Origin of the sequence: Dialister hominis (genome assembly GCF_007164725.1) — a bacterium.
Taxonomy (GTDB): Bacteria; Bacillota; Negativicutes; order Veillonellales; family Dialisteraceae; genus Dialister; species Dialister hominis.
Map to the genome: position 1 here is coordinate 2,020,001 of NZ_AP019697.1, position 18,832 is coordinate 2,038,832.

The following is an 18,832-nucleotide window of genomic DNA, read 5'->3' on the forward strand; positions in this document are numbered from 1 at the left end:
GTTTTCAAAGAATCATCGCTCTTCAAGCGACTTTAGTAGTATACCACACTGAAGCGATGATTGCAAGTACTTATTTTTAAGTAAGATTTGAATCAAGCTTTTCAGCGGGGACGCTGCATCAGCGACGTGTATGATAATACCACCTACGGCAGCCGGTGTCAACGGCTTTTTTAAAGAAATTTCAAAGGCGGATTGTATAATTAAGTTGAACACTTAAAAATCCATAGCGAACCCTTGTGGTAAAATGTAGTTACACAAAAAACACAACCACAAAGGAGAATCGCTATGGATCAAAATCATTTTACCACGGATACGTTACGCAAAAAAGGGGCTCATTTAACTTTTGAGGAACGAGTCATTATCCAAACGCGTCTCCGCGACAAGCAATCGTATCGGAGCATAGCCCGTGAGATTGGGTGCTGTGTCAATACGGTACGCAACGAGGTGAAGCGTGGCAAGGTTCTTTGCTATAACGGCAAGGTGGAACGCTATCGCGCAGCAGACGGGCAAAGCACCTATGAGGCGCATCGCGAAAACTGTGGTCGCAAATGCGACGCCATAGCAAAGGGAGCATTCCTCGACTATGTGCAGAAGAGACTTCAGGAACATCACTGGTCGCTCGATGCCTGCTTTGGCAGGGCACTGGTTACGGGAGAATTTCAACGTGGCGAGATGGTCTGTACGAAAACCCTGTACAACTATGTCACGCTGGGGCTCCTAGGAAAAATCAAGAGTATTGACCTGCCCTTGCGCGTCAAGCGAAAAAACGCCAGGAAGCGGGTTCGTGAGCGTAAGAAGAAGTTCGGACGCAGTATAGATGAGCGCGATCCTTCTGTGGATGAGCGTCAGGATTTCGGGCATTGGGAGTGTGACCTTGTACTGGGATCTCGCTCAAAGGACGAAGTACTGCTGACTCTGGTTGAGCGCAAGACACGCTGTTCCCTCATCAGAAAACTGCCCAACAAGGAAAGTGCCTCTGTAATAGCAGCCTTCAGAAAATTGAAGGATGGAATGTTCCGCGGCTGTTTCAGCCGAGTGTTCCTCAGCATTACGACAGACAATGGCAGTGAGTTTTCCAGCCTGTCGGAGCTAGAGAAACTAAGTCACACACGGATCTATTATGCGCATCCGTACTGCTCCGGCGACAAAGGTACGAATGAGAATCACAACGGCTTATTCCGTCGATTTCTTCCCAAAGGGAAGAAAATCCAGGATTACCCAGTGGAACACATTTCCAGAGTAGAGTGCTGGGCCAACACCCTGCCAAGAAAAATACTCGGCTATAAGACACCCGAGGAGTGCTTTAGGGAAGAAATGCTTGCAGCACTTACTGCATAAAGGTTCGCCGGGTGTTCAACTTATTATTGCAATTCGGGAAGAAATTTCAAAAACTTTTCAGATGGAATCGATGTTCTGAGGATTGAAGAGATGAAATTTTTGATGAACACTAGCTTTTTTAAGATTAGTAAGGAAATGGAAAGAGCTGCATCATGCTCAAAAATGAAGGGGATATATATATATAAAGGAGGACAAAAAAATAAAAACAAATACCGAGAAGAAAAAAACCTTTACCGCCTGGAAAACAGAATGCAGCGAATGAAAAGAAAAACCTTTACAACCAGCCTGACGGCTGAAGAAATGCAACTCATCCGTCTCGTACACCAACTTACTAGGCATTTGTGCAATTGCCATTATTGTCAACCGGTATACGAGCCACCTAGTACAATAGAAGTGTAGTAGATAGGTCGCTCCTATCCGCTGCGCTTATTGCATATAATTAGGGGAGTAGATGGCTTGACGGCGAACCACCGGTCCGTTTACTGGACGTGGAGAAGAGGGTCAGCCTTCCCCTTATTATGTGTGCTCGCGTTAGGCGGGTTTATCTCCGTGTTCGTGTAAAAAAACTAGTTTGAGTGGTAATAAGTGTGTGAAGGATTAGCGTCTACCAACTACAAATATCTTTTATAGGAGGTCACTTATGATCTGTGTAGGTATTGATGTATCCAAGAGAAAAAGTACGGTGTGTTTCATGGCGCCTGGCGACAAGATCATCCGCAGGCCCTTTGATGTTAAGCACACAAAAGAGGAACTTCAGCCTCTGGTCGATGAAATTCGGGTACAAGCAAAGTATGACGAGATAAAAGTCGTCATGGAATCAACAGGCGTCTATCACCTGTCGATAGCCTATTTCTTGCAGCAGAATGGGATTTTTGTATCTGTCGTCAACGCTCTGAAGGTTGCTAATTTTAATAAGGCAGAGAACTTCAGACACACAAAGACAGACTCCATCGACTCCACGAATATTGCCAGATATGGAATCGCTTATTGGGCAAAGTTACCGCAATTCGATCTTAATGGAGATAAGTATTTCCTCTTAAAGAGACTCTGCGATGCTTATCTTAACTTTTCGGAGGAAAGAAGCCGCATCCTTCTCCAGCCGCAAAGTCAATTGGAGCAGACCATGCCAGGAATCTTCGATCTCTTCGGAGGATTCGACATAAACAGCGGTAAAGACAAACTGCTGGATTTCCTGGAAAGGTATTGCCACATTGAGGATATTATTGCTAAATCGGAAGCAGAATTTGTCGCATCTTATCGCGAATGGGCAGAAGAAAAAGGATACCGTTCCAATGAGAGTAAAGCAGCGACGATCTACGCTCAAGCAAAGAATGGTATCCCTTCCATCCCCAATAATCCAATTGTTAGAGAAACCATCATGTGGTATGTCGGATTACTGAGAAGAGCCGACGAGGCTCTTATGGCTAGTTTAACACGAATGGAAGATATAGCCAAGGATCTGCCGGAATATGAACTCGTCGGCGAGATGGGCGGAGTCGGAAGAGTTACCAGAGTAGCGCTTATTGCCCAGATCGAAGATGTGAGACGCTTTAAAAACAAGCATTCTCTGATCTGCTTTGCAGGCCTGACCCCATCAATACATGAATCAGGGAAATTCCGAGCCTCGCAGAATCACATAGTAAAGAAAGGTCCTGCGCGGCTGCGGAAAGTATTGTATCAAGTAATGATGTCGTTAGTTATGCATAAAATCCCCAAAGATGATGCAGTATATAGGTTCATAAAGAAGAAAGAGGCAGAAGGAAAGTATAAAAAAGTAGCAAAAGTAGCAGGAATGGCTAAGTTTTTACGAATATACTACGGCCGGGTGATGCATTTGTATCGCGACTTAGGCCTTGCTGCGTAAATAAGGCAAACAAGTGAAGAAAAGCGAAAAAAGCCGAGTGTGAGATCGGCTTTTTCGTAGTGCAATGAATTAGTCGGCCAAACTCCAAAATCTAATCAGTTAGGATCAGTCAGGAAATCCGACAAGAAATTCTATAAGAAATTCAAAAAATACCAAAAAATTAAAATTGGGGCTTGTTCTTGTGTAGCAGGTCTTCTCCTTCGGAGCAAGGTAAAAGGCATTCTTCCCTCCGTCGGGGGCAGGTCAAAACCTTCCGCTACGGCACGTACCGCTATTATCACTATCAAAAGTCAACGCTCAGGAATGACGAGCGAAGCGAGTTCCACATTTTCGTAAGCACCGCTAACACTTGCCTTCCCAGACGGGGAAGGTGCCGGCCTCAAATTCTGATGCCGGCGGATAGGGTTGATTACCAACAGCCAAAGGCTGGTTTGCTTGTTTTTTTCGAGCGAAGCGAGGTTTAAGGGTGTTAACCTTGCTCCGAAGGAGAAGGTCCGGTCGGAGACCGGGAATGAGATGTAGTTCCCCAAGGCTTCAGCCTTGGTTGTCTGGTTTTATCTTTTATCTTTTATCTTTACTTTCCCCACGATGCTGCTCTGCAGCGAGCGATTTCTTTGCTCTACTCCTTGATCCTCTTTTCTTTCCATATATAAGGAAAATAAAATAGCAGTTTGTTTTCCTGGCTGTTTTTTATTTTCCGAAATGCTTTTCTATTTTCCAAATGCGTTCTGTATTTTAAAATCCTGCTTGTTTTCCGCGGAGCGCTTTCTGTTTTTTCCAAGCGCAGCGTCGTCCGGTTTTAATCATTTCCTTCAAGGCAACGCCTTGGTTTAAGGGTGTCAGAGCTCGCCCCGCAGGTGGAGCTGGCGACGGAGTCGACTGAGGAGGTTCATTTCTGCGAGCAGCGCGAGGTCGTATTGTGTTTTCAGCCAACGCCTGGTTGGCTTGTTTTCCTTCTTGTACGGTTTTCCCTTTTATCCATTCCCCTCCCTTTTCCTTTATATAGGTTTCCCCCCTTTACCATCTTTTTACTGATCCTGCTCTTTACTTCTTATCTTTACCGTGGTAAAGTATAACTACATTAATTAATAAACGCGTTAAATTATTGTAGTGGGGCGGTGTTTCGATGAATAAGACACTGGATGAGATGAAGATGATCCATGAGGAGGAGATGCAGAGTTACGGGCGGATCCAGGATCGGGTGATTTCGGTGATGCTGTCTCATGGTTGCAAGATTGTGCAGACGCCAAGTTTTGAGGATTATGACTCTTACGGGACGTATTTTCCGTCGCTGCGCAAGGAGATGATCAAGACGATCGATTCGGACGGGTCGGTGCTGGTGCTTCGGCCGGATGTGACGCTGCCTCTGGTGAAGGCGGCGGCGATTGAGTTTCCGGACGGGTCGGAGCTTTTGAAGTACGGGTACGTGACGACGGTGTTCCGCAATTATTATGGCATGACGTCGCATGGCAGGGATTTCCTGCAGGCAGGTGTCGAGGTGCTGGGGGATCCTACGCCGGAGTGTGACGGGGAAGTGATTGTCACGGCGGCGGAGTTCCTGGAGTCGGTGGGCATCGAAAGCATGCGGATCGACCTTGGCACGGTGGCTTACATGGATGCGCTTTTCGAGGCGCTGGAGCTTTCAGAACGGCAGGCGGATGAGCTTCGTTCGTGCATGGAGAAGAGAAATCTGGTTTCCTTTAGGGAAATCGCAGAGTCCCTCCCCCTTTCTGGCAAGCGGCGCACGGCGCTTTTGGAGCTGCCTTCGCTTTTCGGGCCGTACGGGCCGACGATGTCGCGGGCGCGTTCGCTCTGTCTGAACGGGCAGATGGATCAGGCGCTCGACCGGATCAGCCGGGTGTATGAGTATCTGGCCAGTGCGGGATATGAGAAGCTCGCGCACCAGGACTTCGGGTTTGCTTCGCACATGGGATATTATTCGGACCTCGTCTTCCGCATTTACGTCGACGATGCGCTCTATTCGCTCGTGAGCGGCGGACGTTATGACAAACTTTCCGAGCAGTTCGGCCCGGCGCGTCCGGCCTGTGGGTTCGGGATGAATATGAATCTCCTCTACGAGTACATGACGGACTCAGGGCTTCTCGATGAGGAAGGACCTTCCTTCCAGCTGGCGGTTTCCTACGACCGCTTCTCGAAGAACCTCGCCGCCGACCTCACGCGCTGGAGGAAGAAGGGGTACCGCGTGATGGGGTACCGTCTAGGAAATACAGTCGATCCTTCCGATTACGCCGCCATGGCCGTGTACCGGGACGGATCGTATGAAACGGGCGGGGAAATCCTCTCGCCGGATGAAATGGAAAAGAAACTGGAGGCGATGAAATCATGCTGCACATAGCTTTCGCAAAGGGCCGTATCGCAAAGACGGTCATGAAGAATCTCGCCGCCGCGGGTTTTAATTTCCCCACATACGACGATGACAGCCGGAAGCTCATTTTCACCGATGAAACAGGCATGCTGAAGGTGACGCTCGTGAAATCTCCGGACGTCGTGGTCTATGTCGAGCGCGGCGCGGCGGATGCCGGAGTCGTCGGAAGCGATGTCATCGAAGAAGACGGGGCCGGCGACACGTACGTGCTCCTCGACCTTAACATCGCAAAGTGCCGGATGGCCGTCGCAGGCATCAAGGGCCGCCAGAACGTCCTCGAAAAAAGGATGATCACCGCGGCATCGAAGTACCCGCGCATTGCCCGTGCCTATTTCGAAAGCAGGCACAAGAGCGTGGACATTATCAAGCTGAACGGATCCGTCGAGCTGGCGCCGCTGGTGGGGCTCTCGGATGTGATCGTGGATATCGTGGAGACGGGAACGACGCTGAAGGAAAACGGCCTGGAAGCCTACGATTTCTTCATGGACCTCTCGGCCCGTCTCATTTGCAATAAAGTATCGTACAAGATGAAACAGGATGAGCTCAAGAAACTCATCAGCAGCATAGAAAAGAAAGGATGACCGATATGAAATGGATTACCGTGCCGGAGGAAGGCCTCTCCCTCCGCGACGTACGCCGCCTGACCGAGCGCAGCGTCAATTTGTCAGCTGAGGTGGAAGCATCTGTTTCCGCCATTTTGAAGGACGTGCGTGAAAACGGCGATGCGGCCGTGCGCGCCCTGACAGAAAAATTCGACGGTGTCACCCTTTCTGACTTCCGCGTGACGGAAGAGGAAATCGAGGAAGCGCTGACCCTGATCGAACCGGGAATGCTTGACGTCCTGAAGGAAGCGCGTGACAATATCGCCGCTTTCCATCAGGAGCAGAAGAAGGAATCCTGGATCAAGGAATTCCGTCCCGGCGTCCGCTTAGGCGAGCAGTACGAACCGATTCAGAGAGTCGGCGTCTACGTGCCGGGCGGTCTCGCGGCCTATCCGTCGACCGTCCTCATGGATACCGTTCCCGCCTTCGTGGCCGGCTGCCCCTCTGTCGTCATGACGACGCCTCCCGGGAAGGATGGCGAAGTAAATCCGAACATCCTCGCCGCTGCCTACGTTTCCGGCGTGAAGGAAATCTACAAAGTCGGCGGCGCGCAGGGCATTGCGATGCTGGCGTACGGCACCGAGACCGTCGAACCTGTCTTCAAGATTGCAGGCCCGGGCAATGCCTTCGTCGCTATGGCCAAGCGCCTCGTCTTTGGCACCGTCGGCATCGACATGATTGCAGGCCCCTCTGAAGTCTGCTGCGTCGCTGACGGCAGCGCGAATCCGGAATGGATTGCCGCCGACCTCCTCTCTCAGGCAGAACACGACCGCCGCGCGGCTGTCTTCCTCATCACGCCCGATGCCGATTTCGGCAAAAAGGTCGAGGAAGCCATGACTCGCCAGACGAAGGAAAGAAACCGCAAAGACATCATCGAAAGCTCGATCGGCGACTATGCGAAAGCCTTCCTCTGCCAGACGCCGGAAGAATGCTTCGACATCGTGAACAAGATTGCTCCCGAGCACCTTGAAATCGAGCTTCCCGATCCGGAGAAGTACCTGCCCCTTGTCGTCAATGCAGGCGCCATCTTCCTTGGGAAATGGACATCCGAACCCCTTGGCGACTACATGGCTGGCCCCAATCACACCCTCCCCACGTCCGGGACGGCCGCCTTCTCTTCCCCATTGGGCGTGTACGATTTCATGAAGCACAGCAGCGTGGAAATCTACAATAAGGAAGCCTTCCACGCCGTCGCTCCGAAAGTCATGAAGCTGGCGCTCGCCGAAGGACTCGACGCTCACGCCGCTGCCGTGGAGGTACGATACAATGAACAATAACTGGCTTAGAAAAACACTGAAAGACTTCGCTCCTTACGCTGTCGCTCCGATCCATGAAAAGACCGTCATCAACGCCAACGAAAGCTACTTCAATATCCTCTCCCTTCCCTCCGTCATGAAGGACGCCGAGGAGGCCCTTGCGAGCCTCAAGCCGCAGATTTATCCGGCGCCGATGGCAGACACGCTGCGCGAAGCCATCGCTGATTACCTTTCCGTCGATCCCTCCTGGATCCTGGCAGGAAACGGCGGCGATGAAGTCATCACTTACATTATTAATACATTCCTCGACCCCGAGGACATCCTCCTGACGCATGCGCCGACCTTCGACATGTACGATACCGAAGCTGCCGTCATCGGGGCAAAGACCATCTCCGTTCCCGATCTTCCTGGTTTCAAACGCGACTGGGACGGGATTGCCAAAGCGGTCGAAAAGTACCAGCCGAAGCTTACCGTCCTCTGCGATCCGAACAACCCGACAGGCGAGCTCGCGCCCCTTTCTGAAATCGAAAGGATCGTTTCCCTTTCGAAGAACCCCGTCCTTGTCGACGAAGCATACATGGAATTCGCCCAGGCAGAAAGCGCCATTTCCCTGATCAAGAAATATCCGAACGTCATGGTCATCCGCACCCTTTCGAAAGCCTTCGGGCTGGCCGGCATGCGCTGCGGCTACATGGTGGCGGACAGCGACATGATCGATGCCGTTTCCAAAGTGAAGAGCCCGTACAACCTGAACATCTTCACCCAAGCCTTCGGCGCCATTGCCTTAAAGCACAGGGATGAAATCTTCAAGGTACGAGACGGCATCATTGCAGAAAGAGACCGTTTCCTTGCTGAGCTCTCTTCCGTCAATGGCATCCGCGTATACCCCTCTTCCACGAATTTCTTCCTCATGGACGCAGGGACGTATGCGCCTGCTCTCTTCGAAGCGCTCCGGAAAGCAGACATCCTCGTCAAGAAGTACAAGAGCCCTGAGATGGCCTCCTTCTTCCGCATCACCGTCACGACAAAGGACGTCGACGAAAGGGTCCTCTCCGTCATCCGGGAGGTGATCCCCAATGCGTGAAGCCTCCATCACTAGGACGACAAAGGAAACGGACATACGTCTGTCCATATGCCTCGACGGAAAAGGAACCTTCGAAGGCACATCGGGCATCGGATTCTTCGACCACATGCTGACGCTCTTTGCTGCGCACGGCGGATTTGACCTGAAGCTTTCTGCCAAAGGCGACCTTGAAGTCGACAACCACCACACCGTCGAAGACATCGGGATATGCCTCGGGCAGGCGATTGCCAAAGCCCTTGGCGACAAAAGCGGCATCACCCGCTACGGCACCTTCTTCTGCCCCATGGATGAAGCCCTCTCACGCATCGTCCTCGACCTTTCCGGCCGGCCGTACCTCGTCTTTGACGTCGATATCGCCGTCGAAAGGATCGGGACCTTCGAGACAGAAATGGTCCGCGAATTCTTCCTCGCCCTTGCGTCAAACAGCGGCATGACGCTTCACATCGCCTGCCTCTACGGCGTGAACGGCCACCACATCGTCGAATCCCTCTTCAAAGGCTTCGGCCATGCCCTTGGTGAAGCCGTATCCTTCAGAAAGGATAAGAGCGTCCTTTCCACGAAAGGAGTCCTCGTATGAAAATCGTCATCATCGATTACGGCGCAGGAAATATTGCCAATGTCTATCACGCCCTGAAAAGAGCCGGGAGCGAAGGCATCGTTTCCTCCGATCCCCTGGTCATTGCAGACGCGGATGCCCTCATCCTTCCGGGCGTGGGCGCCATGGGAGACGCCATGAGCCGCCTCACCGAAAGCGGCCTTTCCGAATCCATCAGGGACTCGGTCGAAAAAGGCACGAAGCTGGCCGGCATCTGCCTTGGCATGCAGGCCCTCTACGACTACTCCACGGAAGGCGGCCACGTCGAAGGGCTCGGCTTCCTTCCGGGCCACATCGAAGAAATTCCCGCTGCTCCGGGGCGCAAAGTCCCCCACATGGGATGGAATGAGCTCGTATTTGCCAGGGACCACTGGATTTCCAGAGGCCTTCCCGCTCATCCCTACGTCTACTTCGTTCATTCCTACTATAAAGTCCCCGCAGACACCGAAGACGTCATTGCGACGGCTGACTACGGCGTCCCCATCCCCGCGATCGTCGGGAAAGGAAACGTCATCGGCCTCCAGTTCCATCCGGAGAAATCCGGCGCCATCGGGGCCCTGTTGTTACGAAACATACTGGAGTGGTTCAAGCTATGATCGTATTTCCTGCTATAGACATCAAGAACGGCCGCTGCGTCCGCCTCCGCCAGGGAGAGGCCAGCGACGTCACCGTCTACGGGGAAGACCCCGTGGAAACCGCGCTCTCCTTCGAGGAAGCCGGCGCGGAATTCCTTCACGTCGTCGACCTTGACGGCGCCTTCGAAGGAAAGGGCGTGAATACGCCCCTCATCCGCTCCATCTGCGAAGCCGTCTCCATCCCCGTCGAGACGGGCGGCGGCATCCACACCATGGACGATATCGAAGAAAGAATTGATGCCGGCGTCTTCCGCGTCATCATCGGGAGCCGCGCCGTCGAGGACCCCTCCTTTGCAGCAAAAGCTGCAGCGCGCTGGAAAGACCGCATCGCCGTCTCCATAGACGCCAGAGGAGACGAAGCCGCCGTACACGGCTGGACAAAAAGCGGCGGCGTGAAAGTTATGCCGCTCGCAAAGGAGCTCCTTTCCTCCGGCGTTTCCACCATCATCTACACAGACATCAGCAAGGACGGCATGCTCACCGGGCCGAACTTCGAGATGCTCGAGATGCTTCAGGCACTTCCAGGCATTTCCCTCATCGCCTCCGGCGGCGTCAGCTCCCCTGATGATCTGAAGAAATTACAGGACATGGGCATTTATGGTGCCATCTGCGGCAAAGCCCTCTACGAAGGGCGCGTCACCATGGAAGACATCCGGAAACTGAAGGAGTGATACTATGCTGACAAAACGAATCATTCCCTGCCTCGACGTCAACCACGGCCGCGTCGTGAAGGGCAGACAGTTCAAGAACCTCCGGGACGTCGACGATCCCGTCGCCCTCGGCAAGGCCTACTCCGATGCAGGCGCCGATGAACTCGTCTTCTACGACATCACCGCCACCCACGAGAACCGCCCCGTCTTCACCGAGACCGTCAAAGCCATTGCCAGGGAAATTTCCATCCCCTTCACCGTCGGAGGCGGCATGAGGACGACAGAAGACTTCCGCGAAATGCTCCTTGCCGGGGCTGACAAAGTCTCCGTGAACTCCGCCGCCGTCCTTCGTCCCGAACTCATTTCCGAAGCCGCCGAACGCTTCGGCCGCCAGTGCGTCGTCCTTTCCATCGATGGAAAAAGAAACGATAAAGGCAGCTGGGACGTCTACGTCGAAGGCGGAAGAAAGAACACAGGCATCGACGTCCTCGAATGGGCAAAAAAAGGCGAAGCCCTGGGCGCCGGAGAAATCTGCATGAACTCCATGGACGCCGACGGAGAGAAGAACGGCTATGACCTTGAGCTCCTGAAAGCACTCTCAGAAATCCTCACCATCCCCGTCATCGCATCCGGAGGCGCAGGGACCATGGAAGACTTCAAGAAAGCCTTCGAAGCAGGAGCCGACGCAGCACTCGCCGCATCCGTCTTCCACTTCGGAGAAATCCCGATTCCCGATCTTAAAAAATACCTGGCAAAAGAAGGCATCCCCATCCGCCCGGCAGAATAGAGGTACACATGGAAAACGTCAAACCAGAAAACATACACTTCAACGAAAAAGGCCTCATCCCCGCCATCGTCCAGGACGCAAGAAGCGGTGAAATCCTCATGATGGCGTGGATGAATAAAGAATCCTTACAAAAGACCCTCGAAGCAAGAGAAACCTGGTTCTACAGCCGGAGCCGCCAGAAACTCTGGCACAAAGGCGAAGAATCCGGCCACATCCAGCACATCGAGCGCCTTTACATCGACTGCGACGAAGACACCATCGTAGCCCAGGTCCTCCCCGAAGGCCCCGCCTGCCACACAGGAAACTGCACCTGCTTCTTCCGCGGCATCGAGGGATTTACGAACCAGGAAACAAAAGGGACCCTTTCCATCCTCCACGCCCTCAGCGAGGAAATCAAAGACAGAAAGAAAAATCCCCAGCCCAAATCCTACACGAACTACCTCCTTGCCGAAGGCAGCGACAAAATCGACAAGAAAATCGGAGAAGAAGCCAGCGAAGTCATCATCGCCGACCAGCACAAAGACAAAAAAGAAATCACCTCCGAATCCTGCGACCTCCTCTACCACCTCTTCGTCCTCTGGGAAAACGCAGGCATCGACCTCTACGACATCATGGCCGAAATGGAAAGAAGAGACGAAGTCAAAGGAAACAAGAAAACAGTAGGACATTTGGACAAAACATTTTGAGGGAAAGAATAGGGAATAAAGAATATGGAACACAAAAAAGAGGCCCATCGAGAGCCTCTTTTTTGATGGAAGAAATCAACTCGCTCCCCTCGCCGTCCAGAGCTTTGATTTTTTGGAGCGAAGCGAGGCTTGCCTTCCCCGTCTGGGAAGGAGGGCCACGAAGTGGCGGTTAGGGTGGATTTTCAACGAGCGAAGCGAGGTTTTTTGGTTTTGCTTTTCCTCAAGGCGTTAGCCTTGGTTTAAGGGTGTTTGACCTTGCCTCGTAGAGGAAGGTGGTCCCGGAGGGACCGAATGAAGTTCATTTCTTCGAGCGACAGCTCGGTTGTATGGTTTTAAAGCCGAACAACCAGCCTTCATCTGAATGAAAACCGCACAACCTCACGTTGCTCGAGGAACCTTTTTATAAAAACCAATGAATAATCAACCCTATCCGCCCGGCCTTTTTAGAAACTGCACCTCTTTCGCCCTTCGGGCACTTCCCTCCGTTGGGGGCAGCTTGCGATGTGAAAAGAAAAAGCTCAAATCAAATTTGTCTTGAACTTATATAGGTTCCCCTTGTTCCGAGGCAGGTTTTCTCGATTCTGACGGATATCATCGAACGAGTGTCATACGATTTTCATTTACGGTGAACGTATTTAAATCACCCTCGATAATATCGGTACTAAATGATTTCGGAAGGTTCTGACCTGCCCAGCGGGGTGGATCCAGCCTATCCTTATACTGACGCTGGTGAAAGGAGTGCAGTTCTACGAGCGCAGCGAGGTTTGCTTGTTTTCCTTCAGCCGTCCGGCTGGTTTAAGGGTGTTTGACCTTGCCTCGTAGAGGAAGGTGGTCCCGGAGGGACCGAATGAAGTTCATTTCCTACGGACGAAGTCCGGTTTTATGGTTTTCTCAACCACAAAAAGCCCATGACGAAATATTTGTTCATTCCGTCATGGGCTTTTTCTTGGTTCTTCACGCTTTTTTGTGGGATAAAAATAATAACATATAAAATTGGCATTGAAAAAAGAGCATTATCTACTCCGAAATGTAAGTTGCCTAAAACTACGCACGGAGGTCGAATAATGCTCTTTTATTACTATAATGAAATCACTTTTAATTGTCAATATTATCGCACAGAAAATATCACTAACCATCCAAATCCTCATTGCCATACCCGAGTTACCAGTTTACGGACTGCCAGAGATTTTTCCTGTCTGCACTGTCACTCCCGTATGTATAGTTATGGGGCTTTTTCTGTACTCATCAAGGATTTTCCAGATCTTCCTAAGCAAAAGAAGTATATAGGGTTCTCGGGGCACAGATTCCGCTGCACATCCTGCGGGGAGACCATAACGGAAGATATCCCCTGCCAATGCCCTTTCACACGCGTTACTTGGGATATGGCCTTGTGGATTATCCATCTGCTTAAGTGTCATACATCCATTTCTGCCATTTCGGCCATGCTCTCTGTACATTGGAGTGCCATACAGAAAATACAAAAGCATATCATGGATAAGGCGTTGGCTGCCTTTGAAACCTGCCTGAAGAAAAGTAACTATCGCCCACGGTATTTGGCCGTAGATGAGTTCGCTATCCATAAGGGCCATCGCTATGCCACCTGCGTTATGGATTTGGAAACGGGATTCATCTTGTGGGCCGGCCTGGGTCGCTCCATGGCAGATTTTGAGCACTTCTTTAAGAGCATTGACCTTTCGCTTCTTTCCAGGCTAAAAGTGGTGGCCATGGATATGAACGCATCCTTTAACAGGCTGTTCCAGAAATATTGTCCGAAGGTCCCCATCGTTTATGACCGGTACCATATGCAGGCACAGTTTGGGCGTGATGTTATGGGAGCCGTGCGCCTGGAGGAAGCACAAAAGCATAGGCAGGAAGCAGAAGCATTAAAGGAATATACGAAAGAAACTAATAATCCAGAGCTCCAGAAGATGGCCAGGGAAAAGAGCCATGAAGAAAGGAAGCTTTATACCGAATTAAAGAAATCCCGATGGATACTGTTAAAGAAGGACGACCACCTGAATGAAAGGCAGAAAACTCATCTGTTGGATATCCTGAGCGAGCATAGGGATTTGGCGATTTGTTATGCCATGAAGCAGGAGATGACTCGTCTGTTCACATTGACTGACTATGAAGAAGCTCTCGCCGGATGGACAAAATGGATTCAGGCTGGACTGGAGAGCGGGATTCCTGCCCTGGTAAAGTTTGCCCGGCAAAAGCAGAAGCGAATCAAGGGACTGGCTGCTCATGCCCTGTATCCTATCAATACGGGGAAGCTTGAAGGATTCAATAATAAGATCAAGGTACTAAAAAGAATCGGATATGGGTACCGAAACATAGATTATTTCTTTACCCTTATCCGATTCCATTCTTTACCTAAAAATTATTCATCCCCCAAATTTCCGTGAAGAGCCTCTTTTTCTTCTTCTTTTCCTTTTATATCCCCTATATCGACTCTATATATTTCTCCAGCAGATCCGGGAGTTCTTCGTTGCCTGGGAGGCCCGGGGCAAGGGGTATGAACCGCAGGCTGTAGTCTGCGTCGCTTCTTCCGGGGATTTCTTTGGGGAAGACGGCCCAGACTTCTTTGACGGGGCGGCTGTCTCTGAGAGAGGCAGCTTCTGTCATATCGCGGTAGAAGCGGGTGTTCATGTCTCGGTAGGCGTTGAATTGTTTCCTGATGCTGTAGCTTCTGTTTTCGTCCTGCCAGAGGAAGAGGACGTCTCTGTATTTGAAGTCGGCTACGAGGGAGCCGTAGTAGAGGCCTTCTTTGTAGTAGTCCATCCTAAGGTCCGGCTGCCTGTGGGAGTTGTTGGTGTAGAGGGGCGCTTTGTCGCGGCTGGTGTCGGCGGAGTTTCCGGGGACGATGCCGTCGTAGACGAGGCGGATTTCTGCGTTTTCCCGTTTCAGGCGGATTTCTGTGCCGGATTCAAGGCTGGCAAGGCGGTACTTGCCTTCTTCTTTGAGGACCTCGACGCCGTCTTCGAGTTCCCATCCTTTGGCCATGAGGGCTTTGATGAAGCGGAGGAAGCCCCACATTTCATAGAGCTTATCGGTCCTTTTCCACTGGAACTGGTAGAAGGAGGAAACGTCAAGGCTCGAGAACGGGTTCTCAAGGTTTTTGTAGAGGCGGTAGAGGACGGAGTATCTGGGGTCGCGGAAGACGGCCATGGGCATGGTTTCGGGCATTTCGCCTTTTGTTTCTTCATACCATGGCGCAAGCGTAACGCGGCGGATGCTCTGCCTGAGGAGTGTCGCGCGTTTCCTGTAGTCGATGAACTGCGAGAGGGCTTTGACGCCCATGCGGTATTCACGATCGCGGGAGAAGCGGGCGATTTCGCGCTGGCGGTCTTCGAGGCGTTCTACGTGGCCGTCGATTTCCTTGATGAAGGTGAAGAGATTCTGGTCGAGTTTCATGAGGAGCGCTTTAGCGAAGCGGTTCTCTGCGACGTCCCATGTCATTTCCGTGTAGAGGGCGGGCGTCGTCGGTGCGCCGGCTCTGTCGTGGAAGTGCTGGGGCCGGATGTGCGGCTCGGTACGCCTGTCGCCCAGCGTCCTCACATGCTTCATGCGAAGAGCCAGTCGCGAATTGGCCGTGCGGGCGAGTTCGTCCAGTACGTTCAGCACCACGGGCGATTCGTCGCGGATGGTGTAGAAGCGGAGCAGCATTTCCGTATTGACGCCAAGCGCCCCTTCGAGCTGTCTGGAAATATGGATATTGCGCTTCATGAAATCGAAGGAGAGCGTCTTGATTTCCTCGACGAGCTCATCCCTCATTTCCTGCCAGCTCTGCTTTTCCATGTAGCGCGGATTGATTTCGAGGATCCCGTACCACGCGCGGCCTGCGCCTTCGACGGTCATAACGTAGTAGCCCGGGACGAGCGGGAAGTCCTGCCCGGCAAAGAGGAGGATGTCCTTCTTCCCTTCGGGGAGGATGTACGTCTGCTCGGATTCCCTCTCCTGCCCCGGAAGCGTCACGATGTCGAGGCCGTCCATGGTGAAGCGGAAGCCCGCAGGCGCTTCGAAGCGGAGGAATATATCCTGATTCTCCGTCAGGGCAAGGGCGGCAGGGAAATGGCCCGTCAGCCGGTCAGGGTCTATCGTGAAGCGCGTGGCGGAAATGATCCCTTCCTTCTTTGTCTCAAACGTGAGGGAGAATGGCAGTTTAGATCGTGTAATCATAGAGCTTCAGCTCCCCGGCTTTGATCTTCAGCACACGCTTCGACTCTTCGAAATTCGAAAGGTCGGAGAATTTCTCAAGAACGGCAGGAACTGTGCCCTTGAGCTCGCCCTTGTCGTTCAGCGAAAGGAGTATCGAAAGCTGCTGGGAAGAGCCGCGGAGCTTCGTCAGGATGCGCTGGACGACCTGGGAGTCGATGCCTTCCTTCCTCGAGAAGCCGAAGCCTTCGGGGATGTTCTCCAGGTACCTTCCCATCTGGCGTGCCACGCGGAAGCCGATGCCGCACTGGATGCCGCTGTCGTGGAAGGCATCATTCAGCGCATCGAGGAGATTGAGCTCGCGTTCAGTGAGCCCCAAGCCTCCGCGGACGCGGAATGTACTGAACATCTTCGCGCCGATTTCATCATAGCGGGCTCTCTTCCGTCTTTTGAGGCCCATGAGGTCCCTGAAGCGGCCCTGATGGAGCGTGATGACGTTCGCGCGGTCGAGAATCTTGTCGGAGAAATGGTACGTCGATTCATCGACATTGACCGTGCCCGTGAAAATGACGTTCGAACCGACAGTGATGTCTGCCGGGTAGCGGTCACCATTGTAGAGGCGCGGTGCGAGCGACGGATTGTAGAGACGGATGACCGGATTTCCTTCCTTCTCGAGCGCGGAAATGAATTGCGCGAAATAATGCTCAGCGCGGGCGAGGTTCATTTCATCGAAGCACACGATGTAGAGCTTGTCCGTATGCTGCGAAGCATCGATCAGAAGCTCGGCAAGGCCCGTGTCGGCGCTCCTGTAGACGAGATTCTTCATGTCGACATAGCCCAGGATATCGCCGTCGTCCATCCAGGACGGGCGGACAGGGAGGAAACAGATCCTCTCTTCCGGGATCCCGAGTGCTTTGCCGTAGAGGCGGACGAGGCCGGACTTGCCCGTGCCGCTCATGCCTGCCAGGATGACGAGCCTGGAGGATTTGACGGAAATATGGAAATTGATGAGATCCTTCTGGTTATAGAGAAGGCCGGCGCGGCTGGCGGTGTCCGTCAGGCGGTCGATGAAATCCTTCTCCGTGAAAGCGGGCGCTTCGTCCCTCTTCCCGTTCTTTCCCTTCGTTTCCTTGGCCGTCGTTTCCTGCTTCGGTGCTTCCTTCACGTCCTTGGGTGCTTCTTTTGCGGCATCTTTGGCCGTTTCCCTGGGAGCCTCTTTCGGCGCTTCCTTGGCGATTTCCTTCACCTCTTTGGCAGCAGGCGCTTCCAGTTCCTTCACCGGACCCTTTCCTGCTTCCAGAAGCGGTGCTTCCTTTACCTCGCGGCGGTTCTTGTTATTTTCCTTTTCCTTTGTTTCGTTCTTGTTCTTATCACTGCGGCGGGTGCTGGCAGCAACTTCTGCCTTCATGACCTTCTGCGCCTCAGCCTTCACCTCTGCCTTTGGTTTTGGATCAGCCTTCGGTGCGTCCTTCGCCGGTGCTTCCTGACGGGGCGCTTCTTTCCTGCCCCTTCCCTCGTTGGCGCGGCGCGGCTTCTCGGCATCCTTCAGGACCTCATCGGCCTTGAACTCTGCCTTCAGCTTCTTGCCCTCCTGCGCTTCCGGCATCTTCTCAAGCGGCTTCTTCCCCTTGAGATTCATCTTCCGGATCACATCGAGCACACCCTCGCCCGTTTCCTCATCCCGCTTGCCATTCAGCAGCTGGAAAAAATCGTCCTTCGTCACGAAATTTCCCTCTGACATGCCGAAAGGATTCACCTCGACACCGCTGTCCTTCAGGATATCCTCATCCTCAGGCACCGGACGGAGATCGCGGCGAAGATCAGGGAGAAATTCTTCTGGAACAAACCAGAGCGGACTTTCCTCACAGCGCAGAATATGCGAAAGGATTTCCGAATTATTGACATCGACAAGGCCATAACCCAAAGGGCCGTGATTTCTTACACGGAAATACGCCCCGCCCTCGCCGATCACCATCGAATCGAAAGCATCATCATGAAGCGGAGCGAAGACAACCCACGGCCCCAGCTTCCCCTCGAGATTTTTCGTCGCTGCTACAACCAACTGCGGACGGACGTCATTATTCCAGTTCCGCTTCGAAAGCCCCGGAAGCGGCTTCCCTGACATGATATGATGGCAGAACTTGTTGATATCCCCGCCGAAAACAGGCTGGTCGATCGTCCCGAAAGCTGGCACTGGATAATAATTCTTATCCACATCCATGAAAGGCGTCCGCCCTTCCTTCGTCATGTCGTCCAGGACAAAAAACTTATTACTCCGAAGAGCCGGCGTAAACGTCACAAAAGAGTCCCCATACTCCTCCATCAGTTTCGCGAGCGCCTGCTCCTCCGTCTGAAATGAATTGAAGCCGAAACCAATCCGGCTCATAAAACCAGTGAACCCGAACTTCTCCGCCTCCTCGAAGCCCTTTGGCAGCGGTGAAACCGGGTCAACAAAAAACCGGTAATCCTTCATCCCCGCCTGCGGTGCCGATTCCTTTACGATCGCACGCACACGGCCGAGCACCTTGCCATCAGCCTGTCTGAGGGAAAGATGAAGATTATCCGGGCTTGGAAAAAGCGCGTTATAATTCGCCATATGAATTTTCCTTCCTTTACTTAAATACGCACGAAACCGACACGTTTCGTACTTTGCGGGCCAAGCCCTCATTTATTCACGGCAGCAGGGACCGCGAAATCCCCGCCTTCGACACTGCCACCCAGTGCCGCCGCGTCTCCCCAAAGGGAATGTATACAGAATTCCAAACCTTTTTAGAATTCTGTTATTATTTTAGCA

Annotated in this window: 14 protein-coding genes; 12 read left to right on the forward strand and 2 right to left on the reverse strand. The window is 52.4% G+C overall.

Features of this window, described 5'->3' with window-relative positions; genetic code table 11:
- The first annotated feature begins 285 nt into the window (after positions 1-285).
- The 12 genes from Dia5BBH33_RS09355 to Dia5BBH33_RS09410 all read left to right on the forward strand — a co-directional run bounded on the left by Dia5BBH33_RS09355 (position 286) and on the right by Dia5BBH33_RS09410 (position 14,288).
- Positions 286-1,338 (forward strand): IS30 family transposase, encoded by a 1,053-nt coding sequence (locus Dia5BBH33_RS09355; protein WP_108849579.1) that lies wholly within the window; start codon positions 286-288, stop codon positions 1,336-1,338.
- Positions 1,339-1,978: 640 nt separating this feature from the next.
- The gene (locus Dia5BBH33_RS09360; protein WP_143332875.1) at positions 1,979-3,202 is read left to right on the forward strand and encodes an IS110 family RNA-guided transposase; all 1,224 of its coding nucleotides are present in this window, start codon (positions 1,979-1,981) and stop codon (positions 3,200-3,202) included.
- 1,126 nt (positions 3,203-4,328) lie between these two features.
- The gene (locus Dia5BBH33_RS09365) at positions 4,329-5,558 is read left to right on the forward strand and encodes an ATP phosphoribosyltransferase regulatory subunit (protein ID WP_108850447.1); all 1,230 of its coding nucleotides are present in this window, start codon (positions 4,329-4,331) and stop codon (positions 5,556-5,558) included.
- Complete coding sequence (gene hisG / locus Dia5BBH33_RS09370) at positions 5,546-6,169, forward strand: ATP phosphoribosyltransferase (RefSeq protein WP_232518045.1); 624 nt, start codon at positions 5,546-5,548, stop codon at positions 6,167-6,169. Before Dia5BBH33_RS09365 ends, hisG begins: the two co-directional genes overlap by 13 nt.
- 5 nt (positions 6,170-6,174) lie before the next feature.
- A complete protein-coding gene (gene hisD / locus Dia5BBH33_RS09375) occupies positions 6,175-7,467 on the forward strand; it encodes a histidinol dehydrogenase (protein ID WP_143332877.1) in 1,293 nt (430 codons plus the stop codon).
- Positions 7,457-8,530 carry a histidinol-phosphate transaminase gene (gene hisC / locus Dia5BBH33_RS09380; protein WP_143332878.1) on the forward strand — a complete coding sequence of 358 codons (1,074 nt, stop codon included), beginning with the start codon at positions 7,457-7,459 and terminating at the stop codon, positions 8,528-8,530. Before hisD ends, hisC begins: the two co-directional genes overlap by 11 nt.
- Entirely contained in the window at positions 8,523-9,107 is a 585-nt protein-coding gene (gene hisB / locus Dia5BBH33_RS09385; RefSeq protein ID WP_022383214.1) for an imidazoleglycerol-phosphate dehydratase HisB, read from the forward strand. Before hisC ends, hisB begins: the two co-directional genes overlap by 8 nt.
- Complete coding sequence (hisH, locus tag Dia5BBH33_RS09390) at positions 9,104-9,721, forward strand: imidazole glycerol phosphate synthase subunit HisH (protein ID WP_022383215.1); 618 nt, start codon at positions 9,104-9,106, stop codon at positions 9,719-9,721. Before hisB ends, hisH begins: the two co-directional genes overlap by 4 nt.
- Complete coding sequence (gene hisA, locus Dia5BBH33_RS09395) at positions 9,718-10,431, forward strand: 1-(5-phosphoribosyl)-5-[(5-phosphoribosylamino)methylideneamino]imidazole-4-carboxamide isomerase (RefSeq protein WP_143332879.1); 714 nt, start codon at positions 9,718-9,720, stop codon at positions 10,429-10,431. Before hisH ends, hisA begins: the two co-directional genes overlap by 4 nt.
- 4 nt (positions 10,432-10,435) lie before the next feature.
- The gene (gene hisF, locus Dia5BBH33_RS09400) at positions 10,436-11,197 is read left to right on the forward strand and encodes an imidazole glycerol phosphate synthase subunit HisF (protein ID WP_022383217.1); all 762 of its coding nucleotides are present in this window, start codon (positions 10,436-10,438) and stop codon (positions 11,195-11,197) included.
- A gap of 8 nt (positions 11,198-11,205) precedes the next feature.
- A complete protein-coding gene (hisIE, locus tag Dia5BBH33_RS09405) occupies positions 11,206-11,883 on the forward strand; it encodes a bifunctional phosphoribosyl-AMP cyclohydrolase/phosphoribosyl-ATP diphosphatase HisIE (RefSeq protein WP_143332880.1) in 678 nt (225 codons plus the stop codon).
- A 1,064-nt stretch (positions 11,884-12,947) separates the two neighbouring features.
- Complete coding sequence (locus tag Dia5BBH33_RS09410; protein ID WP_269776992.1) at positions 12,948-14,288, forward strand: ISL3 family transposase; 1,341 nt, start codon at positions 12,948-12,950, stop codon at positions 14,286-14,288.
- 37 nt (positions 14,289-14,325) lie between these two features.
- Here Dia5BBH33_RS09410 and Dia5BBH33_RS09415 read toward each other — a convergent pair whose 3' ends face one another.
- Together Dia5BBH33_RS09415 and Dia5BBH33_RS11160 are read right to left on the reverse strand one after the other, a co-directional pair.
- A complete protein-coding gene (locus Dia5BBH33_RS09415; RefSeq protein WP_108850440.1) occupies positions 14,326-16,062 on the reverse strand; it encodes a DUF2357 domain-containing protein in 1,737 nt (578 codons plus the stop codon).
- Positions 16,046-18,634, reverse strand: coding sequence for an McrB family protein (locus tag Dia5BBH33_RS11160; protein ID WP_179951943.1), 2,589 nt, complete (start codon positions 18,632-18,634; stop codon positions 16,046-16,048). The genes Dia5BBH33_RS09415 and Dia5BBH33_RS11160 overlap by 17 nt, the downstream gene beginning before the upstream one ends.
- Positions 18,635-18,832: the final 198 nt, after the last annotated feature.

Coding starts and splice junctions, on each gene's coding strand:
- hisC (WP_143332878.1), top strand. CDS start 7,457: ATGAACAATAACTGGCTTAGAAAAACACTGAAAGACTTCGCTCCTTAC.
- hisG (WP_232518045.1), top strand. CDS start 5,546: ATGCTGCACATAGCTTTCGCAAAGGGCCGTATCGCAAAGACGGTCATG.
- Dia5BBH33_RS09360 (WP_143332875.1), top strand. CDS start 1,979: ATGATCTGTGTAGGTATTGATGTATCCAAGAGAAAAAGTACGGTGTGT.
- Dia5BBH33_RS09365 (WP_108850447.1), top strand. CDS start 4,329: ATGAATAAGACACTGGATGAGATGAAGATGATCCATGAGGAGGAGATG.
- hisA (WP_143332879.1), top strand. CDS start 9,718: ATGATCGTATTTCCTGCTATAGACATCAAGAACGGCCGCTGCGTCCGC.
- hisF (WP_022383217.1), top strand. CDS start 10,436: ATGCTGACAAAACGAATCATTCCCTGCCTCGACGTCAACCACGGCCGC.
- hisD (WP_143332877.1), top strand. CDS start 6,175: ATGAAATGGATTACCGTGCCGGAGGAAGGCCTCTCCCTCCGCGACGTA.
- Dia5BBH33_RS09415 (WP_108850440.1), bottom strand. CDS start 16,062: ATGATTACACGATCTAAACTGCCATTCTCCCTCACGTTTGAGACAAAG.
- hisH (WP_022383215.1), top strand. CDS start 9,104: ATGAAAATCGTCATCATCGATTACGGCGCAGGAAATATTGCCAATGTC.
- Dia5BBH33_RS11160 (WP_179951943.1), bottom strand. CDS start 18,634: ATGGCGAATTATAACGCGCTTTTTCCAAGCCCGGATAATCTTCATCTT.
- hisB (WP_022383214.1), top strand. CDS start 8,523: ATGCGTGAAGCCTCCATCACTAGGACGACAAAGGAAACGGACATACGT.
- Dia5BBH33_RS09410 (WP_269776992.1), top strand. CDS start 12,948: ATGCTCTTTTATTACTATAATGAAATCACTTTTAATTGTCAATATTAT.
- hisIE (WP_143332880.1), top strand. CDS start 11,206: ATGGAAAACGTCAAACCAGAAAACATACACTTCAACGAAAAAGGCCTC.
- Dia5BBH33_RS09355 (WP_108849579.1), top strand. CDS start 286: ATGGATCAAAATCATTTTACCACGGATACGTTACGCAAAAAAGGGGCT.